The 20,395-nt window shown below is 66.2% G+C and carries 18 protein-coding genes; 7 read left to right on the forward strand and 11 right to left on the reverse strand.

Going from position 1 to position 20,395, the window contains the following annotated elements:
• Window positions 1-381 (reverse strand): laccase domain-containing protein (locus N5E02_RS05155; RefSeq protein WP_279945991.1); only part of this gene is annotated, 381 nt, incomplete at its 3' end.
• Window positions 381-1,370, reverse strand: a complete 990-nt coding sequence (gene rluD / locus N5E02_RS05160) for a 23S rRNA pseudouridine(1911/1915/1917) synthase RluD (RefSeq protein ID WP_083297626.1) — start codon at window positions 1,368-1,370, stop codon at window positions 381-383. The genes N5E02_RS05155 and rluD, both read right to left, overlap by 1 nt.
• Window positions 1,371-1,483: 113 nt before the next feature.
• On the opposite strand from rluD, the gene N5E02_RS05165 reads away from it, so the two are divergent.
• Window positions 1,484-2,371, forward strand: coding sequence for an outer membrane protein assembly factor BamD (locus N5E02_RS05165; protein ID WP_032960726.1), 888 nt, complete (start codon window positions 1,484-1,486; stop codon window positions 2,369-2,371).
• A gap of 199 nt (window positions 2,372-2,570) precedes the next feature.
• On the forward strand, window positions 2,571-3,776 hold the full coding sequence (locus N5E02_RS05170; RefSeq protein ID WP_279945992.1) for a lipase family protein: 1,206 nt from the start codon (window positions 2,571-2,573) through the stop codon (window positions 3,774-3,776).
• A 114-nt stretch (window positions 3,777-3,890) separates the two neighbouring features.
• On the opposite strand, the gene N5E02_RS05175 is transcribed toward N5E02_RS05170, so the two are convergent.
• From N5E02_RS05175 to sucC, 3 genes are all read right to left on the reverse strand, one after another.
• Entirely contained in the window at window positions 3,891-5,525 is a 1,635-nt protein-coding gene (locus tag N5E02_RS05175) for an NAD+ synthase (protein WP_279945994.1), read from the reverse strand.
• A gap of 232 nt (window positions 5,526-5,757) precedes the next feature.
• Complete coding sequence (gene sucD / locus N5E02_RS05180; protein WP_005418610.1) at window positions 5,758-6,633, reverse strand: succinate--CoA ligase subunit alpha; 876 nt, start codon at window positions 6,631-6,633, stop codon at window positions 5,758-5,760.
• Window positions 6,634-6,657: 24 nt separating this feature from the next.
• Window positions 6,658-7,827 (reverse strand): ADP-forming succinate--CoA ligase subunit beta, encoded by a 1,170-nt coding sequence (gene sucC, locus N5E02_RS05185; protein WP_005418614.1) that lies wholly within the window; start codon window positions 7,825-7,827, stop codon window positions 6,658-6,660.
• Between the two features lie 408 nt (window positions 7,828-8,235).
• Here sucC and N5E02_RS05190 point away from each other — a divergent pair, with 408 nt between their 5' ends.
• Window positions 8,236-9,849 (forward strand): ATP-binding protein, encoded by a 1,614-nt coding sequence (locus tag N5E02_RS05190; protein WP_053499189.1) that lies wholly within the window; start codon window positions 8,236-8,238, stop codon window positions 9,847-9,849.
• 60 nt (window positions 9,850-9,909) lie between these two features.
• Entirely contained in the window at window positions 9,910-11,283 is a 1,374-nt protein-coding gene (locus N5E02_RS05195; RefSeq protein WP_065178929.1) for a sigma-54 dependent transcriptional regulator, read from the forward strand.
• Between the two features lie 169 nt (window positions 11,284-11,452).
• Here N5E02_RS05195 and pilB read toward each other — a convergent pair whose 3' ends face one another.
• The 3 genes from pilB to N5E02_RS05210 form a co-directional block, all read right to left on the reverse strand.
• Complete coding sequence (gene pilB / locus N5E02_RS05200) at window positions 11,453-13,183, reverse strand: type IV-A pilus assembly ATPase PilB (RefSeq protein WP_279945995.1); 1,731 nt, start codon at window positions 13,181-13,183, stop codon at window positions 11,453-11,455.
• A 64-nt stretch (window positions 13,184-13,247) separates the two neighbouring features.
• The gene (locus tag N5E02_RS05205) at window positions 13,248-13,667 is read right to left on the reverse strand and encodes a pilin (protein WP_065178931.1); all 420 of its coding nucleotides are present in this window, start codon (window positions 13,665-13,667) and stop codon (window positions 13,248-13,250) included.
• 108 nt (window positions 13,668-13,775) lie between these two features.
• Window positions 13,776-14,201 carry a pilin gene (locus tag N5E02_RS05210; RefSeq protein ID WP_065178932.1) on the reverse strand — a complete coding sequence of 142 codons (426 nt, stop codon included), beginning with the start codon at window positions 14,199-14,201 and terminating at the stop codon, window positions 13,776-13,778.
• A 356-nt stretch (window positions 14,202-14,557) separates the two neighbouring features.
• Between N5E02_RS05210 and N5E02_RS05215 the strand changes: the two genes are divergently transcribed.
• Genes N5E02_RS05215 through coaE form a run of 3 tightly spaced genes read left to right on the forward strand, consistent with a single transcriptional unit; the run spans window position 14,558 to window position 17,311 of the window.
• On the forward strand, window positions 14,558-15,817 hold the full coding sequence (locus N5E02_RS05215; RefSeq protein ID WP_065178933.1) for a type II secretion system F family protein: 1,260 nt from the start codon (window positions 14,558-14,560) through the stop codon (window positions 15,815-15,817).
• Between the two features lie 7 nt (window positions 15,818-15,824).
• Window positions 15,825-16,688, forward strand: a complete 864-nt coding sequence (locus tag N5E02_RS05220) for an A24 family peptidase (protein WP_065185263.1) — start codon at window positions 15,825-15,827, stop codon at window positions 16,686-16,688.
• 11 nt (window positions 16,689-16,699) lie between these two features.
• Window positions 16,700-17,311, forward strand: a complete 612-nt coding sequence (coaE, locus tag N5E02_RS05225) for a dephospho-CoA kinase (RefSeq protein WP_279945996.1) — start codon at window positions 16,700-16,702, stop codon at window positions 17,309-17,311.
• A 79-nt stretch (window positions 17,312-17,390) separates the two neighbouring features.
• On the opposite strand, the gene N5E02_RS05230 is transcribed toward coaE, so the two are convergent.
• The 3 genes from N5E02_RS05230 to N5E02_RS05240 form a co-directional block, all read right to left on the reverse strand.
• Window positions 17,391-17,777, reverse strand: a complete 387-nt coding sequence (locus N5E02_RS05230) for a hypothetical protein (RefSeq protein WP_279945997.1) — start codon at window positions 17,775-17,777, stop codon at window positions 17,391-17,393.
• Window positions 17,778-18,307: 530 nt separating this feature from the next.
• Window positions 18,308-19,678: a HAMP domain-containing sensor histidine kinase gene (locus N5E02_RS05235; protein WP_061479297.1), complete on the reverse strand. Its 1,371-nt coding sequence runs from the start codon at window positions 19,676-19,678 to the stop codon at window positions 18,308-18,310.
• A complete protein-coding gene (locus N5E02_RS05240; protein WP_005410804.1) occupies window positions 19,641-20,318 on the reverse strand; it encodes a response regulator transcription factor in 678 nt (225 codons plus the stop codon). The genes N5E02_RS05235 and N5E02_RS05240 overlap by 38 nt, the downstream gene beginning before the upstream one ends.
• Window positions 20,319-20,395: the final 77 nt, after the last annotated feature.

Below are 20,395 nucleotides of genomic sequence, written 5' to 3' on the forward strand. Positions count from 1 at the left end.
GCCGTCCGCGGCGGCGAACACCACCGGCAGGCAGTCGGCGGTCAGGATCGCCAGCACCACGCCCGGCACCGAGGTTACCGCCGCGTCGGCCACCGGCTCGCTCGCGCCGGGCACCGGCGGTGCATCGAAGCGCAGCACGGTGCTGCTGTGCACCTGGCGCAGCCAGTGCGGTGCCGACGGCAGCGCCAGCCCCTGCTGCAGCAGCTGGCGGTTGTGCTCAACGTTGGCTGGGGTATCACCATCGGCCGCGTGCCGGTTGCCCAGGTTGAACTGCGCGAACGGCGCCGGCGAGATGCCCGCACCGTGCCGGCGCGTGGTCAGCGCATGGACGCCTGCGGGCGCCGGCCAGTCGGCCTGCAGCAACGGCAGCGCGGCCGCCATCACCAGCGGTCCCGCTCGCGGGCGGCGAAGGCTTCGCTGTCTTCGCGCAGCACCTTCATCAGGTGCAGCATGTCCTCCGGCACCGGCGCGGTGTTGCGCACCGGTTCACCGGTGATCGGGTGCATGAACTCCAGGGTCTCGGCGTGCAGGGCCTGGCGCTTGAAGCCGCGCAGCGCGGCCACCAGCTCGTCGCTGGCACCCTTGGGCAGCTTCAGCGCGCCGCCATACAGCGGGTCGCCGATGATCGGATGGCGCACGTGCGCCATGTGCACGCGGATCTGGTGGGTACGGCCGGTTTCCAGGCGGCACTCCAGCGCGGTGTGTGCCCGGAAGCGCTCGCGCAGGCGGTAGTGGGTCACCGCCTCCTTGCCGTCCTCACGCACCGCCATCTTCAGGCGGTCGCGCGGGTGGCGGTCGATCGGGGCATCGGCTGTACCACCGGCCACCAACGCGCCCATCACGATGGCCAGGTACTGACGGTGCACGTCACGTGCCGCCAGCTGCTCGACCAGCGCGGTCTGCGCTTCCAGGGTCTTGGCCACCACCATCACGCCGCTGGTGTCCTTGTCCAGGCGGTGCACGATGCCGGCGCGCGGCAGCACCGCCACCGACGGATCGCGGAACAGCAGCGCGTTGACCAGGGTGCCGCTGTGGTTGCCGGCACCCGGATGGACCACCAGGCCGACCGGCTTGTTGATCACCAGCAGGTGCTCGTCCTCGAACAGCACGTCCAGCGGGATGTCCTCCGGCTGGGCATCGGTCTGGGTTTCCAGCACCGCGTTGAGGGTCACCACCTCGCCGCCGCGCAGCGGATCGCGCGGGCGCACCTGGGCACCGTCCAGCAGGACCTCCCCGGCCTTGATCCACTCGGTCAACCGCGAGCGCGAGTATTCGGGGAACAGTTCGGCCACGACCGCGTCGAAACGGCGGCCGGCGGCGGTGTCGGGGACGATGGCCTGGCGGGCCGATTCAGAGGGTTGTTCAGACATGGCAGGGGGCATTCTTTGAAATTTTGGGGTCCCGGCGGCCGGTTTCAGTCGCTGGACAGGACACTAGGCTATCATCGACCCTTCGTATTCCAGCCGCGTCCCGCCTCGACCCCATGATCCGACGCTCCGCCATGCTCTCCGCGCCCGTCCGCCTCACCGCCCTGCTGCTGGTGCTGGTCATCGCCGCAACCGGCTGCCATCGCGGCGCCAAGAAGGGTGATCGCCCCGATGAAGGCGTGCCGGTCGAACAGCTGTACGAGAAAAGCCACAAGCTGATGCAGGGCGGCAACTGGAGCGGCGCCGAAGCCAGCTTCCGCCGTCTGGTGGCCCAGTATCCGTACGGTCCGTACACCGAGCAGGCGATGATCGAAACCGCCTACGCCCAGTACAAGGCCGGCAAGCACGATGACGCGGTGTCCAGCATCGACCGCTTCATCCGTACCTACCCGACCCACCGCAACATTGCCTATCTGTACTATCTGCGCGGCCTGGCCAACTCCAACCGCAGTACGGTTTTCCTGCGGCGCGTATGGTCGCTGGATGCCAGCCGCCGCGACCTGTCCACGCCGCACCAGGCGTACTCGGACTTCAACATCGTGGTTGATCGTTACCCGAACAGCCGCTACGCCGCCGATGCGCGCCAGCGCATGCTGGAGCTGCGTGACGTGTTCGCCCAGCACGAGCTGGACAACGCGCTGTACTACATGCGCCGCGGCGCCTGGGTGTCAGCCGTGGGCCGCGCCAACTACCTGCTGGAAACCTACCCGCAGAGCGCCTTCCAGTACGACGCCGTGGCCGTGCTGGCCGATTCCTACACCCACCTGGGCAACAAGACCCTGGCCGACGACGCCCGCCGCGTCCTGCAGCTGAACCAGCCGGACCACCCGTGGCTGGAAGGCAAGTGGCCGAAGTACCCGTGGATGATCCGCAAGCTGAACCCGTTCGCCGGCGAGAAGTCCGCCAGCACCGGCCAGCGCAACGCGCGACTGGAAAAGAAGTAAGCGAGGGCCCCGAAAGGGGCCCTTCTTCTTTGTAGAGTCAAGCCATGCTCGACTGCTTTCCTCGTCCGCCTCCCCGCGCCGGGGCCGGCACCTAGGAATGCTACGAATCCACGGCGGATGCGACGCCGGTCGCAGCCTGCCCGGGCACGACCATCCACACTGCAGCGCCACGGCCACACCGGCCATCACGGAGCGCCCCATGGCCCGTCTGCCCTGCTGCAGTATCCGCCCTCTGTCCTGCCTCCTCGCCATCGCGCTGCTGGCGCTGACCTCGGCGCCGCCGGCCGCCGCACAGGACGCAACGGGCGATCTGCTGTCCGCAGCCCCCTATCGCGCCACCTGGGTGCCGTCCCAGGCCGCCCAGGCCTACAAACTGCACTACCGCACCCCTGACCACCGCGGGCAGCTGGCCGAAGGCACCGGCCTGCTGTACCTGCCCGCCGGCACGCCGCCCATCGGCGGTTGGCCGGTGGTGTCGTGGGCGCATGGCACCCAGGGCATTGCGGATCGTTGTGCGCCCTCGGTCTCCGGCCCCTACCAACCCGAACGCGACGGGCGCTTTCTCGATCGGTTCCTGGCACAGGGCTATGCAGTGGTCGCCGCGGATTACCAGGGCCTCGGAAGCTCAGGCGACCATGCCTATCTGCATGTGCGCACTGCCGCGCGCAACGCCATCGACATGATCAAGGCCAGCCGCCAGTACCTCGGCAACGGGACGCTGTCGCCGCGCTGGGTCTCGGTCGGCCATTCGCAGGGCGGTGCCGCCGCGCTCACGGCGGGCCACATCGCCCCCACCTATGGCGGACCGTCGCTGCAGTACCGCGGCAGCTTCACCACCGGCACGCCCACCGCAGTCGAACTGACCGCGCTGGTGATGAAGCCGGACAACCGCACCGCCAATCCGGGCGCGCTCAACGCGTATCACGCGTATCTGCTCGATGGACTGCTGCAGGTCGCGCCGCAGATCGACCGCGTCCTCAGCGATGAAGGCCGCGCGCGGGTGGCGGTGGCACGCGAACAGTGCCTGGGCGAACTGGCCACCACGCTCGACGGCGCCGACACCGGCAGCATGTTCACTGCGCCGCTGGCCAGCGTGCCGGGCATCTGGGCGGTGCTGTACGACTATCTCGGCGTACCGCGCCGCGGCTTCAGCCAACCGCTGATGTTGGGCCATGGCAGCCAGGACCGCGATGTGCCCTACCTGACCACCCTGCTGTACGCCGCTGGGCTGGCCCTGCGAGGCGAGCCGGTCGCGTTCCGGCGCTACCCCGTCGACCACCGGGGCACGCTGGACGCAGCGGCGGCCGATGGCCTGCGGTTCGTACGTGCGCGACTGGGGGACGATCCCTTCAACGACGCTGCGGAAACCGCCGGTCTCGAACAGTTGCTCGACGGAGTCCGGTAGATCCACGCCAAGCGTGGATGATCTTCGACCATCGTGCGGACCAAGCTCCGCACCCACCGGGGAGGGGCCAACGGGTTGCCGGCCAGCGGCCGGCACGACCCGCCAAGCGCTGCCTCAGCCCTTGTAGCCGTTGCTGATCGGGTAGCGCCGCTCGCGGCCGAACGCGCGGCGCGAGACCTTCGGCCCCGGCGCGGCCTGGTGCCGCTTCCACTCGCTGATGCGCACCAGGCGCAGCACGCGGTCGACCACGGCTGCGTCGTAGCCGGCGGCCACGATCTCGCCGCGCGACTGCTCCTGGTCGATGTAGCGGTAGAGGATGCCGTCCAGCACGTCATAGGCCGGCAACGAGTCCTGGTCCAGCTGGTTCTCGCGCAGCTCGGCCGACGGCGGGCGGCTGATCACCGCCGGCGGGATCACCGGTGCGCCGCCCACGGTATTGCGCCACTTGGACAGGCCGAACACTTCGGTCTTGTACAGGTCCTTCAGTGGCGCATAACCACCGCACATGTCGCCGTAGATGGTGGCGTAGCCGACCGCGTACTCGCTCTTGTTGCCGGTGGTCAGCAGCAGGCCACCGAACTTGTTGGCCAGCGCCATCAGGATCACGCCGCGGCTGCGCGACTGCAGGTTCTCTTCGGTCACGTCCGGCGCGGTGCCTTCGAACATCGGCGCCAGCGATTCCATCAGGCCCTTGAACGCCGGCTCGATCGACACAGCCTCAAGCTTCACCCCCAGCGCCCGGCACTGCTCGGCGGCCAGGTCGTTGGACAGGCCGGCGGTGTAGCGCGACGGCAGGCGCACGGCGGTCACGTTCTCCGCGCCCATCGCATCCACGGCCAATGCCAGCACCAGGGCCGAGTCGATGCCACCGGACAGGCCCAGCCACACCTTCCTGAAACCGTTCTTGCGGCAGTAGTCCTGGATGCCACGGGTCACCGCGCGCCAGGCCAGCGCGTCCATGCTCTCGTCGCCGTCGTCCATCCACACATGCGGCATGAAGCGGCGGGTCTCACCGTCATACTCCACCACCAGCCACTGGTCGACGAAGGCAGCAGCGGCCGGGTGCACCGTGCCATCACCATCCGCCACCACCGAAGCACCGTCGAACACCAGCGCATCCTGGCCGCCCACCACGTTGAGGTAAGCGATGGCCGCCCCGCTCTCGCGGGTACGCGCGGCCAGCACGGCGTCGCGCTGCGCATGCTTGCCACGCTCGTAGGGCGAAGCATTCGGCACCACCACCAGCTGCGCACCCGCGCGCATGGTGTCGGCCAGCGGCTCGGCGAACCACAGGTCCTCGCAGATCAGCAGGCCGACCGGAATGCCATTGACCTCGAACACGCAGCTGCCACCATCCGGATCGACGTCGAAGTAGCGGCGCTCGTCGAAGACCGCGTAGTTGGGCAGTTCGCGCTTGCGGTAGGTCTGCTCGACCAGGCCGTCACGCAGTACGCTGGCAGCGTTGTAGACCACCGCGCCAACCGCCTGTGGCCAGCCGACCACGGCGGTGATGCCACGGCAGGCGGTGGCGATGCGGGTCATCGCCTGCTCGCACTCGTACAGGAAACCCGGGCGCAGCAGCAGGTCCTCCGGCGGGTAGCCGCTCACCGCCAGCTCGGGGAACATCACCAGCTCGGCGCCGTACTCATCGCGCGCCTGGCCGATCATCTCGATGATGCGTTCGGTGTTGCCGGCGACGTCGCCGACCGGGAAGTCGAACTGCGCCATCGCGATGCGGATCGAAGCCATGGGAATCCAGCCTGTGGTTGCAATGCTTCCATTGTAACGCCGCGCCATGCGCGCGCCGGGCACGCTCGCTGCGTGGACAGCCCCGGCTCAGTAGATCCACGCCATGCGTGGATGGGGTTACCGGAACCGTCAGGGCGCCAGACGCAGAAAGGCCGCCCAAAGGCGGCCCTTCTGTTTCAGGCAGCCGGCCAGCGGCCGGCTCTACAGCATCGTCTGCGCGAGGCAGTCGATCTTATTTCACCAGCTTGGCGATGGCAGCGCCCAGGTCGCCCGGCGAACGGACGGTGACCACGCCAGCGGCTTCCATCGCGGCGAACTTGCCTTCCGCGGTGCCCTTGCCGCCCGAGGCGATCGCGCCCGCGTGGCCCATGCGCTTGCCGGCCGGAGCCGACGCACCGGCGATGAAACCGACGACCGGCTTCTTCACATGGTTCTTGATGTACTCGGCGCCGGCTTCTTCGGCGTCACCGCCGATCTCGCCGACCATGATGATGCCTTCGGTCTGCGGGTCTTCGTTGAACAGCTTCAGGCAGTCGACGAAGTTCAGGCCGTTGATCGGGTCACCGCCGATGCCGATGCAGGTGGACTGGCCCAGGCCGACTTCGGTGGTCTGCTTGACCGCTTCATAGGTCAGGGTGCCCGAACGCGACACGATGCCGATCTTGCCCGGCTTGTGGATGTGGCCCGGCATGATGCCGATCTTGCACTCGCCCGGGGTGATGACGCCCGGGCAGTTCGGCCCGATCAGCACGGTGTCCGGGTAGGAACGGGTCAGCACGTTCTTCACGCGCAGCATGTCCAGCACCGGGATGCCTTCGGTGATGCAGACGATGACCTTGATGCCGGCAGCCGCAGCTTCCAGGATCGCGTCGGCCGCGAACGGCGGCGGCACGTAGATGACCGAAGCGTTGGCGCCGGTGCTCTGCACGGCGTCGGCAACGGTGTTGAAGACCGGCAGGTCGATGTGGGTGGTGCCACCCTTGCCCGGGGTCACGCCGCCAACAACCTGGGTGCCGTACTCGATCATCTGAGTGGCGTGGAAGGTGCCCTGCTGGCCGGTGAAGCCCTGCACGATCACCTTGGTGTTCTTGTTAATCAAAACAGACATGGGAATTTCCTTCGGTGTCGTGGATCAGGCGGCGTTCTTGACCGCTTCAACGACCTTCTTGGCGCCGTCGTTGATGTTGTCAGCCGGGATGATGGCCATGCCGCTGTCACGCAGCAGCTGCTTGCCCTCTTCCACGTTGGTGCCTTCCAGGCGCACCACGACCGGAACCTTGACGCCCACTTCCTTCACGGCGGCGATGATGCCTTCGGCAATCATGTCGCAGCGGACGATGCCGCCGAAGATGTTGACGAAGATGCCTTCAACCTTGTCCGAGGACAGGATCAGCTTGAACGCTTCGATGACGCGCTGCTTGTTCGCACCGCCGCCCACGTCCAGGAAGTTCGCCGGCTCGCCGCCGTTGAGCTTGATGACGTCCATGGTGGCCATGGCCAGGCCGGCACCGTTCACCATGCAGCCGATGTTGCCGTCCATGGTGACGTAGTTGATGTCCAGCTCCGAAGCGGTGACTTCGGTTTCATCTTCCTGGGACTTGTCGCGCATCGCGACCAGTTCCTTGTGGCGGAAGTTGGCGTTGTCGTCGCTGTTGAACTTGCCGTCCAGCGCGTACAGGTTGCCATCGTCCAGGATCGCCAGCGGGTTGATCTCAACCAGCGCCAGGTCCTTCTCGTTGAAGATGCGGTACAGGTTCACCATGATGTTGGCGAACTGGCCGGCCTGCTTGGCGGTCAGGCCCATCTTGAAGCCGATGTCACGGCCGTGGTAACCCTGCACGCCCTCGACGAAGTCCACGTTCAGGGTGTGGATCTTGTCCGGGGTCTCGGCAGCGACCTGCTCGATTTCCATGCCGCCTTCGGAAGAGGCGATGTAGCTGATGGTGCGGGTGCCGCGATCCACCAGGACCGACAGGTACAGCTCCTTGACGATCTCACCGGCGGTGGTCACCAGCACCAGGTTGATCGGCAGCTCGACGCCGGCGGTCTGGTAGGTGGCCATCTTGGTGCCGAGCATCTTGGCCGCTGCGGCCTTCACGTCGTCGACGGTCTTGCAGAACTTGACGCCGCCAGCCTTGCCGCGGCCGCCAGCGTGGATCTGCGCCTTGACCATCCAGGGGCCCTGGCCCAGCGACTGGGCGACTTCAACCGCCTCGTCCGGGGTCGCCGCGACCTTGCCGGCCGGGACCGGGATGCCGTATTCGGCAAGCAGTTGTTTTGCCTGGTATTCGTGGAAATTCATGCGTCACCGTGGGAATAGGAACGACCGCACGCAATTCCTCAGGGCCCCCTCGAAGAGGCACCGGCACGGACCGCGGCGGGCCCTCTATTGTGGCCGAGCCGGCGCCGGGGCGCAAAGAAGTCTGTACAAAACGCCAGACCCGGCCAGATTTCCGCCGTCATTCAGGCAGTTGCGCCCGGGGGCCGGCTGGCCAGCGGTATCCACCCCAGGCCAAATGCGCGATCCGGGCCGCAGCGGCGGGCCCCTGCCGGGGGCCCTATACTGGTCAGCCAGGGTGTGTAGCGTCGGGGGTGCTCGACGGTTTTCCACCGCAGGCCACATCGAAGCGACGTACCGCCCGGCCTCAGGGGACGCCGGGCAGGCCCGCCGCAGATTCCAGACCCAGGCAGCCAGAAGGGGAGTTCCGGCGTGTCACCCAGTGCTTCATTGATCGACCGCATCGAATCGATTCCGCGGCGTGAGCTGTATTTCTTCGCGCTGTACCGGGTGCTGATCGCTTCGGTCATCGCCGCCCTGCTCTACAGCCCCTTGTCGGCCATGGTCGGCGAAGCCCACCACCCGCGGCTGGCCGACACCGTCGCCGCCATCTACCTGGGGCTGTCGCTGCTGGCCCTGGTGATCGGCCGCAACGAACGCTGGCTGCGCCCGATCGTGGTCAGCGGCGTGCTGGTGGACATCGTCGCCGCCACCCTGCTGTCACATGCCCTGCCCGGTGCCAGCGCCGGCATTTCGATGTCGCTGCTGTTCAACATCGCCGCTGCCGCCACCCTGCTGCCGCTCAGCCTGGGGCTGGGCCTGGCCCTGGCCGCCAGCCTCGCCACCGGCGTGGAATACACCTGGAAGCTGCTGGAAGGTGGCGACCCCACCCGTACCCTGGCCGAACTGGCGATGTTCGCCACCAGCTACCTGGCGCTGGCCTTCATCAGTTACCAGGTTGGCAGCCGCGCGCGCCGCAACCAGCAGCTGGCCAACCAGCGCGGCGATGAAGTGGCCAACCTGTTCCAGATCAACGAGCTGATCATCCGCCGCATGCGTACCGGCGTGCTGGTGGTCGACGCCGACAACCGCGTCACCCTGGCCAACGAGGCCGCCTCGATGCTGCTCGGTGACAGCGACGGCAGCGGCGAAAGCGGCCGCCTGGACCTGGCCAGCGCCGCCCCGGAACTGGCCCGTCGCCTGCAGCGCTGGCGCAACGGCTGGGCCCAGGACGAACTGCCGCTGCAGCTCAACCCCGACCAGCCCGAAGTGCAGCCCCGCTTTGCGCGCCTGCTGGCCGGCAGCGAGCTGGCCCTGGTGTTCCTGGACGACTCCAGCGTGGTCTCGCGCCGTGCCGAATCGCTCACCCTGTCAGCAATGGGACGCTTCTCGGCCAGCCTCGCCCACGAGATCCGCAACCCGCTGGCCGCGATCAACTACGCGGTGCAGCTGCTGGAGGAAGGCACCGGCTTCAACGAAAGCGACCGCCGCCTGCTGCAGATCATCCGCCAGCAGTGCCAGCGCACCAACGGCATCGTCGAAAGCGTGCTGGGCCTGGCCCGGCGCGAGCGCGCCACGCCCGAAAACGTCGACCTGGCCGCCTTCGTGCGCCGCTTCGTGCTGGAGTACAAGCAGGGGCAGACGCTGGAGACCGACAGCATCGAGCCGATCATCAACGACACCTCGGTGCTGGCCCAGGTCGACAGCAAGCACCTCTACCAGGTGCTGACCGTGCTGGTGCACAACGCACTCAAATATGGCCGCATTGGCCAGCAGCCGGCGCGGGTGCGCCTGCGCGTGGCGCAGCACGAGCGCAGTGCGGTCATCGACGTGATGGATCGTGGCCCCGGCATTCCCGAGAGCGTGGCCGCGCAGTTGTTCCGGCCGTTCTTCACCACGTCCGAGCATGGCACCGGGCTGGGCCTGTACATCGCCCGCGAGCTGTGCCGAGCCAACCAGGCGCGGCTGGACTACATCCCGGTTCCCGCTGGAGGCTCCTGCTTCCGCCTGGTGCTGCCCGGCCCGCATACGCTGTTGCCCACCTGATCTCGATTCTGTGCGTCAAACATTTGTCGCTTCCAGCCCCCTCGTTTATCTTTCACGCCCATGAACGAAACCCGCAGCGCCCTCGTCGTCGACGACGAACGCGACATCCGCGAACTGCTGGTCCTGACGCTCGGCCGCATGGGGCTGCGCATCAGTACCGCAGCCAACCTTGCCGAAGCGCGCGAACTGCTGGCCAGCAATCCGTACGACCTGTGCATCACCGACATGCGCCTGCCCGACGGCAATGGCATCGAGCTGGTCAGCGAGATTGCGCAGCACTATCCGCGCACGCCGGTGGCGATGATCACTGCCTTTGGCAGCATGGACCTGGCCGTGGAAGCGTTGAAGGCCGGCGCCTTCGACTTCGTCAGCAAGCCGGTGGACATCGCCGTGCTGCGTGGCCTGGTCAAGCACGCGCTGGAACTCAACAACACCGAGCGCCCCGTGCCCGGCCCCGCCGCCGAACAAGGGGCGCGCCTGCTCGGCGATTCGCCGGCCATGGACGTGCTGCGTACCACCATCGGCAAGGTCGCGCGCAGCCAGGCGCCGGTCTACATCCTCGGTGAATCCGGCGTGGGCAAGGAGCTGGTCGCACGCACCATCCATGCCCAGGGTGCCCGCGCGGCCGGCCCGTTCGTGCCGGTCAACTGCGGCGCCATTCCCGGCGAGCTGATGGAGAGCGAATTCTTCGGCCACCGCAAGGGCAGCTTCAGCGGCGCCCACGCCGACAAGCCCGGGCTGTTCCAGGCCGCGCATGGCGGCACCCTGTTCCTGGACGAAGTGGCCGAGCTGCCACTGCAGATGCAGGTGAAGCTGCTGCGCGCGATCCAGGAAAAGTCGGTGCGTGCGGTCGGCGCCGCCAACGAGGAGCCGGTGGACGTGCGCATCCTCTCGGCCACCCACAAGGACCTGGCCGAGCTGGTCGAGGACGGCCGTTTCCGCCACGATCTCTACTACCGCATCAACGTGATTGAGCTGAGGGTGCCGCCGCTGCGCGAGCGTCGCCAGGACCTGCCGGAACTGGCCGCGTCGGTGCTGGCACGGCTGGCCCGCAGCCATGGCCGCCCGACGCCGTTGTTGGCGCCGTCGGCACTGGACGCACTGGCCCAGTACGCCTTCCCCGGCAACGTGCGTGAACTGGAGAACATCCTGGAGCGTGCACTGGCACTGGCCGAAGAAGACCGCATCGGCGCCGACGACCTGCGCCTGCCGCAACATGCCCCGCGCACGCCCGGCAGCGCAGCACATGCCGAAGCCGTGGCTGACCTGCAGCCCGGCAACGCCGCCCTGCCCTCGTACATCGAACAGCTCGAGCGCAGCGCCATCCAGCGCGCGCTGGAAGAAAACCGCTGGAACAAGACCCGCACCGCCGCGCAGCTGGGCATCACCTTCCGTGCGCTGCGCTACAAGCTGAAGAAGCTGGGGATGGAGTAAGCACAGGGCCCGACGCGGGCCCACCAACCTGGTAGTGCCGGCCGCTGGCCGGCAACCTCATGCATCGCGGCATCCACGCATGGCGTGGATCTACCCACCAATGTGGTAGTGCCGGCCGCTGGCCGGCAACCTCATGCATCGCGGCATCCACGCATGGCGTGGATCGACCTCAATCCTTGGTAACGCGGTTGATCTCGGCCAGGCTGGTGATGCCCGCAGCGGCCTTCTTCAACGCCGACTGGCGCAGATCGTTCACCCCGATCTGCTGCGCGGCCTCGGCAATCTGCAACGCATTGCCACCGGCCAGCACGATCGTGGCGATCTCGTCGGTCATCGGCATCACCTGGTAGATACCCGTACGGCCCTTGTAGCCCTCGGTGCACTCATCGCAGCCGACCGCCTCGTACAGCTCGATACCCGCGTCCAGCTGCGCCTGGGTGAAGCCTTCGGCCAGCAGCGCATGCTCGGGCAGATTGGCCGGGCGCTTGCAGTTGTTGCACAGCCGGCGCGCCAGGCGCTGCGCGATCACCAGCGTCACCGAGCTGGTGATGTTGTACGGCGCGATGCCCATGTTCATCAGGCGCGCGATGGTCTGCGGCGCATCGTTGGTGTGCAGCGTGGACAGCACCATGTGGCCGGTCTGCGCCGCCTTGATCGCGATCTCGGCCGTTTCCAGGTCGCGGATTTCGCCGACCATGATGATGTCCGGATCCTGTCGCAGGAACGAGCGCAGGGCCGCGGCGAAGGTCATCCCGCGCTTGTTGTTCTGCTGCACCTGGTTGACGCCGGGCAGGCGGATTTCCACCGGGTCTTCGGCGGTGGAGATGTTGCGCGTCTCGTCGTTGAGGATGCCCAGCGCGGTGTACAGCGACACCGTCTTGCCCGAACCGGTCGGGCCGGTCACCAGCACCATGCCGTACGGCTTGTGGATGGCTTCCAGGAACAGCTTCTGCTGGTCCGGCTCGTAACCCAGCTTGTCGATGCCCAGCTTGGCCGCGCTGCCGTCCAGGATACGCAGCACCACCTTCTCGCCGAACAGGGTCGGCAGCGTGCTCACGCGAAAGTCGATCTGCTTGGTCTTGGACAGATTGAGCTTGATGCGTCCGTCCTGCGGCACGCGCTTCTCGGCGATGTCCAGCTGCGCCATCACCTTCAGGCGCGCGGCGATGCGCTGGTTCAACTTCACCGGCGCGCGCGCGACCATCTTCAGCAGGCCATCGATGCGCAGGCGCACGCGGTAGTCGTCTTCATAAGGCTCGAAGTGGATGTCCGAGGCGCCCTTGCGGATCGCATCCACCAGCACCTTGTTGACGAACTTCACCACCGGGGTGTCATCGCCCTTGGCGTCGATGCCGGCGTCGCCGCCGGCACCGAGATCCTCGTCTCCGGCTGCAACATCGAGGTTGCCCATGCCATCGTCGTCACCACCGAGCGCGTCGCCCAGCGTGTCATGGCTGGCATGCCATTGCTCGAGCGTGCGGCGGATCTGGTCCTCATCCACCAGGATCGGCTCCACCACCAGATTGGTGTGGAACTTGATCTCGTCCAGCGAATGGGTCGGGTTGCTGGTACCCACGAACAGCTTGCCGCCGCGCTTGAACAGCGGCAGCACGTTGTGCTTGCGCAGCAGCTCCTCGCTGACCAGGCTCATTGCGTTCTGGCTGGCGTCGAACGTGGACACGTCGAACAGCGGCATGCCGAACTCGACCGCATTTGCGGCCGCCAACTGGGCCGCCCCGACCACCTTGTTCTGCGCGAACCAGGTCGGCAACGGCTGGCGGGCCGCAGCGGCCTTGGCCATGGCGTCGCGTGCGGAAGCCTCGTCCAGCGCACCATCCTGGACCAGGCGACGGGCCAGGCCGGTGATGCCGACGAGATTGGCGGAAACGATCGTGTTCATTCTTTACTCCAACTCCCCGCGCAGCCTACCCTACAGATGGCCGCCTCGGAACCGGCAAGTAGATTCAGCCGTGCGGACATGCCTTGGGCGCAACCTCAGCAGGCGCACTGGTCCTGCAGTCCCAGATGCCTGTATTGGCTGAATATGTGATCGTCACTGTCGCTGCCTTGACCTTCTCATTGACACCCGCCGCGGCCATAGTCGCGACGATCACGCAAGGAATGGCAGGTGATGCCTTGATGCTTTCGACGTACTTACCCGTCGTTACGGCATCGGCCGGCACTGCGCAAGATGTTGCTACATTGCTGTTGGCGAATTGCTCGGCCACCGGAGTTTTCAGGCCGCCCAGCAGACTGATCGCCTCGGACAACTGGCTGCGTGCAGTGTAGTCGTTGTATTGCGGGATGGCGATGGCCGCGAGAATGGCGATGATAGCCACCACGACCATCAGCTCGATCAAGGTGAAGCCCGTCTGCATTTTCATGATTGCGCTCCCCAGCGCAGAGAGTGTATGTGCCTGCTCAGCGCACAACACATTGCCCAAAAAAAAGCCCCGGCAACACCGGGGCCTTTTTCTTACGGACAACTATATTTAGGTCGGATCACAAGCCTTCGGCGTGATCGCGGCGCTGACGCTGCTCTTGCAGGTCCACGCGCCGGTCGACGGCTTGTAGGTCAAGGTGACGGTCGCCTCCTTCACCTTCTCGTTCACACCCGCCGCCTTCATCTTGGCTTCAATCGCGCAGCTGTCTGCGCCCGGAGTCGGCGTCAGGCTGGCGACGTACTTACCAGTGGTTACCGAGCCAGCCGGCACGACGCAAGAGGTCGCTGCGGTGTTGTCCTGGGCGAAAGCTTCTGCAATCGGCGTCTTCATGCCAGACGCCAGAGTGAAGGCTTCCGTCATCTGGGCGCGCGCGGTGTAATCGTTGTACTGCGGGATCGCGATGGCGGCCAGGATGGCGATGATCGCAACGACGATCATCAGTTCGATAAGGGTGAAGCCCTTCTGGTTCTTCATTTTGGTACATCCCCAAGATAAGTGGTGGTTGATTTCAGAGCACAGGATCGGTCTGGCCAGCGGCCAGCTGAGCGGGTCCTGCCCCCTGCGGGTGGATCAACGCAGGTTGCGTGCCAACCCCGGCACGCCTCCCCCTGGATTTCCCCGCGCTCATGATGGCAGCTATTTCACGGATGGGAACCCCCCGGATGCGAATCTGCGATGGACGCGGCAATGTGACGCAGTGCGTCACCTTTGGTCGGCACCCGGCACGAATTCGCATGATGGCGCCCCCAACAACTGCCCAGACGGGCATGAACCCGCTACCATCGACGGCTAGACGCCCGCCTGGGGATGGCGGGTCTTGGGGAGCCGATATGTCTGTCAGTCGCAGTGCGATCAAGAAAGAACCCGTGGCGCGCAGCACCACGGAGTTGCAGCCGTTTGTCTGGGAGGGGACCGACAAGCGGGGCGTGAAGATGAAAGGGGAGCAGGCCGCGAAGAACGCAAATCTGCTGCGGGCGGAGCTGCGTCGACAGGGCATCAACCCCGGCACGGTAAAGCCCAAACCCAAGCCACTGTTCGGCGCCGCCGGCAGCAAAGTCTCACCAAAGGACATTGCCTTCTTCAGCCGTCAGATGGCAACAATGATGAAGTCCGGCGTGCCAATCGTCTCGGCCCTGGACATCATCGGGAGTGGGCACAAGAACCCACGTATGAAGAAGATGGTCGACGGAATTCGCGCCGATATTGAGGGCGGTTCTTCGCTTTATGAGGCGGTCAGCAAGCATCCCGTGCAGTTCGATGAACTTTATCGAAACCTGGTCCGGGCCGGCGAGGGGGCGGGTGTACTGGAGACCGTACTGGATACCGTCGCCACCTACAAAGAGAACATTGAAGGCCTGAAGGGGAAGATCAAGAAGGCACTGTTCTACCCGGCCATGGTCATAGTCGTAGCGCTGCTGGTCAGCGCCATCATGCTGATCTTCGTCGTACCGCAGTTTGAAGAAGTGTTCCGCGGGTTCGGGGCGGAACTGCCTGCATTCACTCAGATGATCGTGAATCTGTCGCGCTTCATGGTCTCCTGGTGGTGGCTGATCGCAATCGTGACGGTGGGCGCCGTCGTGGTCCTCACTATGGCCTACAAGCGATCACCCAAGATGCAGCACACCATGGACCGGCTGATTCTGAGGGTGCCTGTGATCGGCCAGATCATGCACAACAGCTCGATCGCCCGTTTCGCCCGCACTACGGCCGTGACCTTTAAGGCCGGTGTCCCGCTGGTTGAAGCGCTGGGCATCGTTGCCGGCGCCACCGGCAACAAGGTCTACGAAGAGGCCGTGCTGCGGATGCGTGACGATGTATCAGTGGGCTATCCAGTGAACATGGCGATGAAGCAGACCGCCCTTTTCCCCCATATGGTCATTCAGATGACCGGCATCGGTGAAGAAGCCGGTGCCTTGGATGCCATGCTATTCAAGGTGGCCGAGTACTATGAGCAGGAAGTCAACAACGCCGTGGATGCCCTGAGCAGTCTGCTCGAACCGATGATCATGGTCTTCATCGGTGTCGTTGTAGGCGGTATGGTCATCGGCATGTACCTTCCCATCTTCAAACTCGGCGCCGTCGTCGGATAATCACTACATGGCATTTCTCGACCAGCATCCCGGCCTCGGCTACCCCGCCGCGGCCGCCCTGGGGCTGCTGCTGGGCAGTTTCCTCAACGTCGTCATCCTGCGCCTGCCCAAGCGGCTGGAGTGGCAGTGGAAGCGCGATGCGCGCGAGGTCCTGGAAGAACCGGACTTCTACGAGCCCCCACCACCGGGGATCGTGGTCGAGCCCTCGCACTGCCCGCACTGCAAGCACAAGCTGAGCTGGTACGAGAACATCCCGCTGTTCAGCTGGCTCATCCAGGGCGGCAAGTGCCGCCACTGCAAGGCGCCGATCTCGCTGCAGTATCCGCTGGTCGAGGCCCTGACCTCGGTGCTGGTGCTGGCCTGCGTCTGGCAGTTCGGCTTCGGCTGGCAGGGCTTCGGCGCCATCGTGCTGACCTGCTTCCTGATCGCCCTGTCCGGCATCGACCTGCGCACCCAGCTGCTACCCGACCAGTTGACCCTACCCCTGATGTGGCTGGGACTGATAGGCAACATCGACAACCTGTACATGCCGGCCAAGCCTGCCTTGGTCGGCGCGGCGGTGGGCTATCTGTCGCTGTGGATGGTCTGGTGGCTGTTCAAGCAGCTGACCGGCAAGGAAGGCATGGGCCACGGCGATTTCAAGCTGCTGGCCGCCCTCGGCGCCTGGTGCGGGCTGAAGGGCATCCTGCCGATCATCCTGCTGTCGTCGGTGCTGGGCGCCATCATCGGCTCGATCTGGCTGTACACCCGGGGCCGTGACCGCGCCACGCCGATTCCGTTCGGCCCCTACCTGGCCATTGCGGGTTGGCTGTACTTCATGTGGGGCGCGCCGGTGGTCGAGCAGTACCTGGTGTTGAGCGGACTGCGCTGAGGGGAATCCCCATGAGCCGGTATGTGGTGGGCCTGACCGGTGGCATTGCCGCCGGCAAGAGCGAGGTGACCCGGCGCTTCGAGGCGCTGGGCATCGTGGTGGCCGACGCCGATCTGGCCGCCCGCGCGGTGGTTGCTGCCGGCAGCCCTGCCCTGGGCCGCATCGCCGAGCGCTTCGGCGCCGACATGCTGCAGGTAGACGGCGGCCTGGATCGGGCACGCCTGCGGGCCCACGTGTTCGCCGACCCGGCCGAACGGACCGCGCTGGAAGCGATCACCCATCCGGCCATCCGCCTACTGATGCAACAGCAGTGCGCGCAGGCCGCCAGCCCCTATGCGATTGCCGCCATTCCACTTCTGACCGAGGTCGGTGGGCGGACCGCCTACCCGTGGCTGGACCGGATACTGCTGGTGGATGCACCCGAGGCCGTGCAGCACGCCCGGCTGATGCAGCGCGACGGCATCGACGCCGCACTGGCCGACAAGATGATCGCCGCCCAGGCCAGCCGCGCGCAGCGCTTGGCACTGGCCGATGATGTGGTGGTCAACGATGGACATCCCGAGGACCTGCAGGCGCAGGTGGAAGCGCTGCATGCGCGGTATCTGGGGTTGGCTGGGGGCTGAGGCGTGATTGCCGGCCAGCGGCCGGCACTACCGAAGCCAATCGACGCACTACCGAGGCGCATCCACGCATGGCGTGGATCTACTCCAGCTGCAGGCGGGCATAGCGGGCCAGTTCTCGTGCGCCAAGCAGCAATCCATCTACGACATCCGGGCTGAGCTGCTGGTGGGCACCGCCCTGCTCGCGGGCGGCTTCGGCGGCGTGCAGCACCTGCATGAGTGCATTCAAGCCGGCCAGGGTGCGACTGAGGCCGGCCATGGTGGCCGCCTGTGCCGGGCTCAGTCCCTCCGCTTCCAGCCGTCGGCCGTCGGCTGCATCGCGCCCGTCCATGCGGGCCAGCAGCGCGGGCAGCAGATCCCTGGGATCATCGAGCAGGGTCTCGATGCGCTCGGCGATGTCGGCGGGCAGCAGGTCGGCGGCTTCGCCGATCAGGGCGTGCAGCTGGGGGAACAAGGGGCGTGCGGACATAGTGAATCTCCTCGCAGACGGCGGGCCACCCGCGGATGCAAGGTGGCGGACGGTGCGGGTTGGCGTACCGGAGACCCAACAACTCAAGCGCGAGGAAAAAGACTCCAGCGGATTCTGATGAATCCCCACGCACCATCCGCCGAAACAAGGCAGCCGATGCATTTTCCATGATGAGCCGCAGCACACCCGGAGCGCTTGAGTTGAAGGTTTTTTTTCAGGACGCCAATCCCGGCCAGGGCACCTGCCCCGGCCGCCCCATCTGGCCATCACGCAGCGCTGTGATCTGTAAGGAAATTCTCAAGCCGCAGTTGGGTGCACGAATGCGTGCATGCGGACACGCGCGCGGCGTGGCGGCGATCACGGTGATGTCGTGTTGGGCTTCTGGCCCTGGGTTCCTGCGGGGGGGATTCGGTGGCACAAGCGACACTGGGCGCTATACGGCGCCGGCCGGATTCGTGCCGACCAAGGTCGGCACCTACCAAAGCAGAGCCATTGCCGACCAAGGTCGGCACCCACCAAAGCAGAGGCCCTTACAACGGCTTCGGCGAGAACGTCAGGGTGGCGATCACGCCGCGCTCGCCACCGGGGCGCACGCTCACCTGCCAGCCATACAGATCGCACAGGCGGCTGACGATCGACAGGCCGATACCACCGCCCTGCGAATGGCCGGCGTGCGTGCCGCGATAGCCGCGCTGGAACAGCTTGGCGGCATCCTCTTCGCTCAGGCCCGGTCCGCTGTCGGTTACCGACACCGAATTGCTGCCGACAAAGACGCGCACCTCACCATCCTGCGAGTACTTCACCGCGTTGCCGATCAAGTTGCCCAGCGCCACCGACAATGCGGCTTCCGGCGCATCGATCACCAGGTTGCGCTCGCCTTCCAGTGCCAGTTCCAATGGCTTGCCGCCCAGCTGTGCGCGGTGGGCATCCAGCAGCTGTTCGGCTACGCGCGCGACGTTGCTGGTGCCCTGCCCTCGTTCGTTGCGCGACAGCAGCAGCAGCGCGCCGATCAGGTCGCTGCACTGCTGTTCGGCACGCTGGATGCGCTGCAGACGCTGCAGCACCTTCTCATCCAGGCCGGGCCGGGTCAGCAGCAGCTCGGTGGCGCCACGTATCACCGCCAGCGGCGTGCGCAACTCGTGGCTGACGTCGGCGTTGAACTCACGGTCGCGCTGCACCACTTCGGTCAGCCGCGACGAATAATCATCCAGCGCCTGCGCCAGTTGCCCCACTTCGTCATCGGGGAAACGTGGCGCCAGCGGCTCGGGCTCGCTGGTGCCGCCGCGATAGGCGCGCAACCGCGCGGCCAGGTCCGAGACCGGCTTCATCACCTTCGAGGCCGACCACCAGCCCAGCACCAGCGACAGCAGGCTGAACACCAGCACCGACAGCACCAGCGCGCGGTTGAGCTGCTGCCCACCGCGCACGCTGTCGGTCATGTCGTAGGCCAGGAATGCCCAGGCGTCGGGTGTTTTGCGCACGGCCAGCTTGTACGCATACGGTTGCCCGCGCTCGTCCACGCCAGAGATGTTGTGATTGCCATCGGGCAGCGCAGCCCAGTCCGGCTCTTCCTCGCGCAACGCCTCGAACTTGTCGGGTTTGACGAGGCGCGCGCGCATCTGCTGCACGGGCAGATCGGGGTTGCGATCCGGGCTCTCGTAGAACCGCCGCACGTACTCGTTGATGTTGCGGTTCATCACGTCTTCCACCAGCTGGTTTTCCACGCGCATGCGGGCCCAGTTGGTGGCAAACGCGAACAGTGTCGTCAGGCAGAAGCCCAACAACACGAACGAGACGATGATGCGGCTGCGCAGGCGCCGCCGATACGGCGAACGCCGGCGCTCCCCCTTGGTTGCCACGGAATCAGGCTTCCGGGGTGGCGATGCGGTATCCGATGCCATGGCGGGTCTGGATCAGCGGCACTTCAAACGGCTTGTCGACCACCGCACGCAGGCCGTGGATGTGGACACGCAGCGAATCCGAGTCGGGCAGCTCTTCGCCCCAGACGCGGGTCTCCAGTTCCTGGCGGGTAACCACGGCCGGCGCGGCCTCCATCAGGGCCTGCAGGATCTTCAGCGCGGTCGGGTTGAGCTGCAGCAGCTTGCCCTGGCGGCGCACTTCCAGCGTGTCCAGGTTGTATTCCAGATCGCCGGTTTCCAGCACGCGGGTCTGCACGCCCTTGCCGCGGCGCGACAAAGCGTTCAAGCGCACTTCCACTTCCTGTAGCGCGAACGGCTTGATCAGGTAGTCGTCGGCGCCGGAATCGAAACCGGCCAGCTTGTTGTCCAGCGAGTCGCGGGCGGTCAGCATCAGTACGGGGGTCTGCTTGCGCGCTTCGTTGCGCAGCTTGCGGCAGACTTCAATGCCGTCCATGCCCGGCAGGTTCAGGTCCAGAACGATGGCGTCGAACTCGTGGACCACCGCCAGGTGCAGGCCGGTCACGCCGTCGGCGGCGAAGTCCACGGTGTGGCCACGATCCTCAAGGTAGTCGCCAAGGTTGGCGGCGATGTCGCTGTTGTCTTCGATTACGAGAATGCGCACTGGGACCTCTGGTTCTTGAAGGGTCGTCGGGGGGCCAGGCCCACCTGCTCAGGATGCCCCTGTGCGGGTGGACGCGA

Origin of the sequence: Stenotrophomonas sp. GD03777, from assembly GCF_029842485.1 — a bacterium.
Lineage (GTDB): Bacteria > Pseudomonadota > Gammaproteobacteria > Xanthomonadales > Xanthomonadaceae > Stenotrophomonas > Stenotrophomonas sepilia.

What these genes read in the sequence shown, in the direction of transcription:
- coaE (WP_279945996.1), top strand. Translation starts at nt 16,700, where the DNA reads ATGAGCCGGTATGTGGTGGGCCTGACCGGTGGCATTGCCGCCGGCAAG.
- sucC (WP_005418614.1), bottom strand. Translation starts at nt 7,827, where the DNA reads ATGAATTTCCACGAATACCAGGCAAAACAACTGCTTGCCGAATACGGC.
- N5E02_RS05165 (WP_032960726.1), top strand. Translation starts at nt 1,484, where the DNA reads ATGATCCGACGCTCCGCCATGCTCTCCGCGCCCGTCCGCCTCACCGCC.
- N5E02_RS05205 (WP_065178931.1), bottom strand. Translation starts at nt 13,667, where the DNA reads ATGAAAATGCAGACGGGCTTCACCTTGATCGAGCTGATGGTCGTGGTG.
- N5E02_RS05175 (WP_279945994.1), bottom strand. Translation starts at nt 5,525, where the DNA reads ATGGCTTCGATCCGCATCGCGATGGCGCAGTTCGACTTCCCGGTCGGC.
- N5E02_RS05230 (WP_279945997.1), bottom strand. Translation starts at nt 17,777, where the DNA reads ATGTCCGCACGCCCCTTGTTCCCCCAGCTGCACGCCCTGATCGGCGAA.
- N5E02_RS05170 (WP_279945992.1), top strand. Translation starts at nt 2,571, where the DNA reads ATGGCCCGTCTGCCCTGCTGCAGTATCCGCCCTCTGTCCTGCCTCCTC.
- N5E02_RS05235 (WP_061479297.1), bottom strand. Translation starts at nt 19,678, where the DNA reads ATGGCATCGGATACCGCATCGCCACCCCGGAAGCCTGATTCCGTGGCA.
- N5E02_RS05220 (WP_065185263.1), top strand. Translation starts at nt 15,825, where the DNA reads ATGGCATTTCTCGACCAGCATCCCGGCCTCGGCTACCCCGCCGCGGCC.
- pilB (WP_279945995.1), bottom strand. Translation starts at nt 13,183, where the DNA reads ATGAACACGATCGTTTCCGCCAATCTCGTCGGCATCACCGGCCTGGCC.
- N5E02_RS05215 (WP_065178933.1), top strand. Translation starts at nt 14,558, where the DNA reads ATGTCTGTCAGTCGCAGTGCGATCAAGAAAGAACCCGTGGCGCGCAGC.
- N5E02_RS05195 (WP_065178929.1), top strand. Translation starts at nt 9,910, where the DNA reads ATGAACGAAACCCGCAGCGCCCTCGTCGTCGACGACGAACGCGACATC.
- N5E02_RS05210 (WP_065178932.1), bottom strand. Translation starts at nt 14,201, where the DNA reads ATGAAGAACCAGAAGGGCTTCACCCTTATCGAACTGATGATCGTCGTT.
- rluD (WP_083297626.1), bottom strand. Translation starts at nt 1,370, where the DNA reads ATGTCTGAACAACCCTCTGAATCGGCCCGCCAGGCCATCGTCCCCGAC.
- sucD (WP_005418610.1), bottom strand. Translation starts at nt 6,633, where the DNA reads ATGTCTGTTTTGATTAACAAGAACACCAAGGTGATCGTGCAGGGCTTC.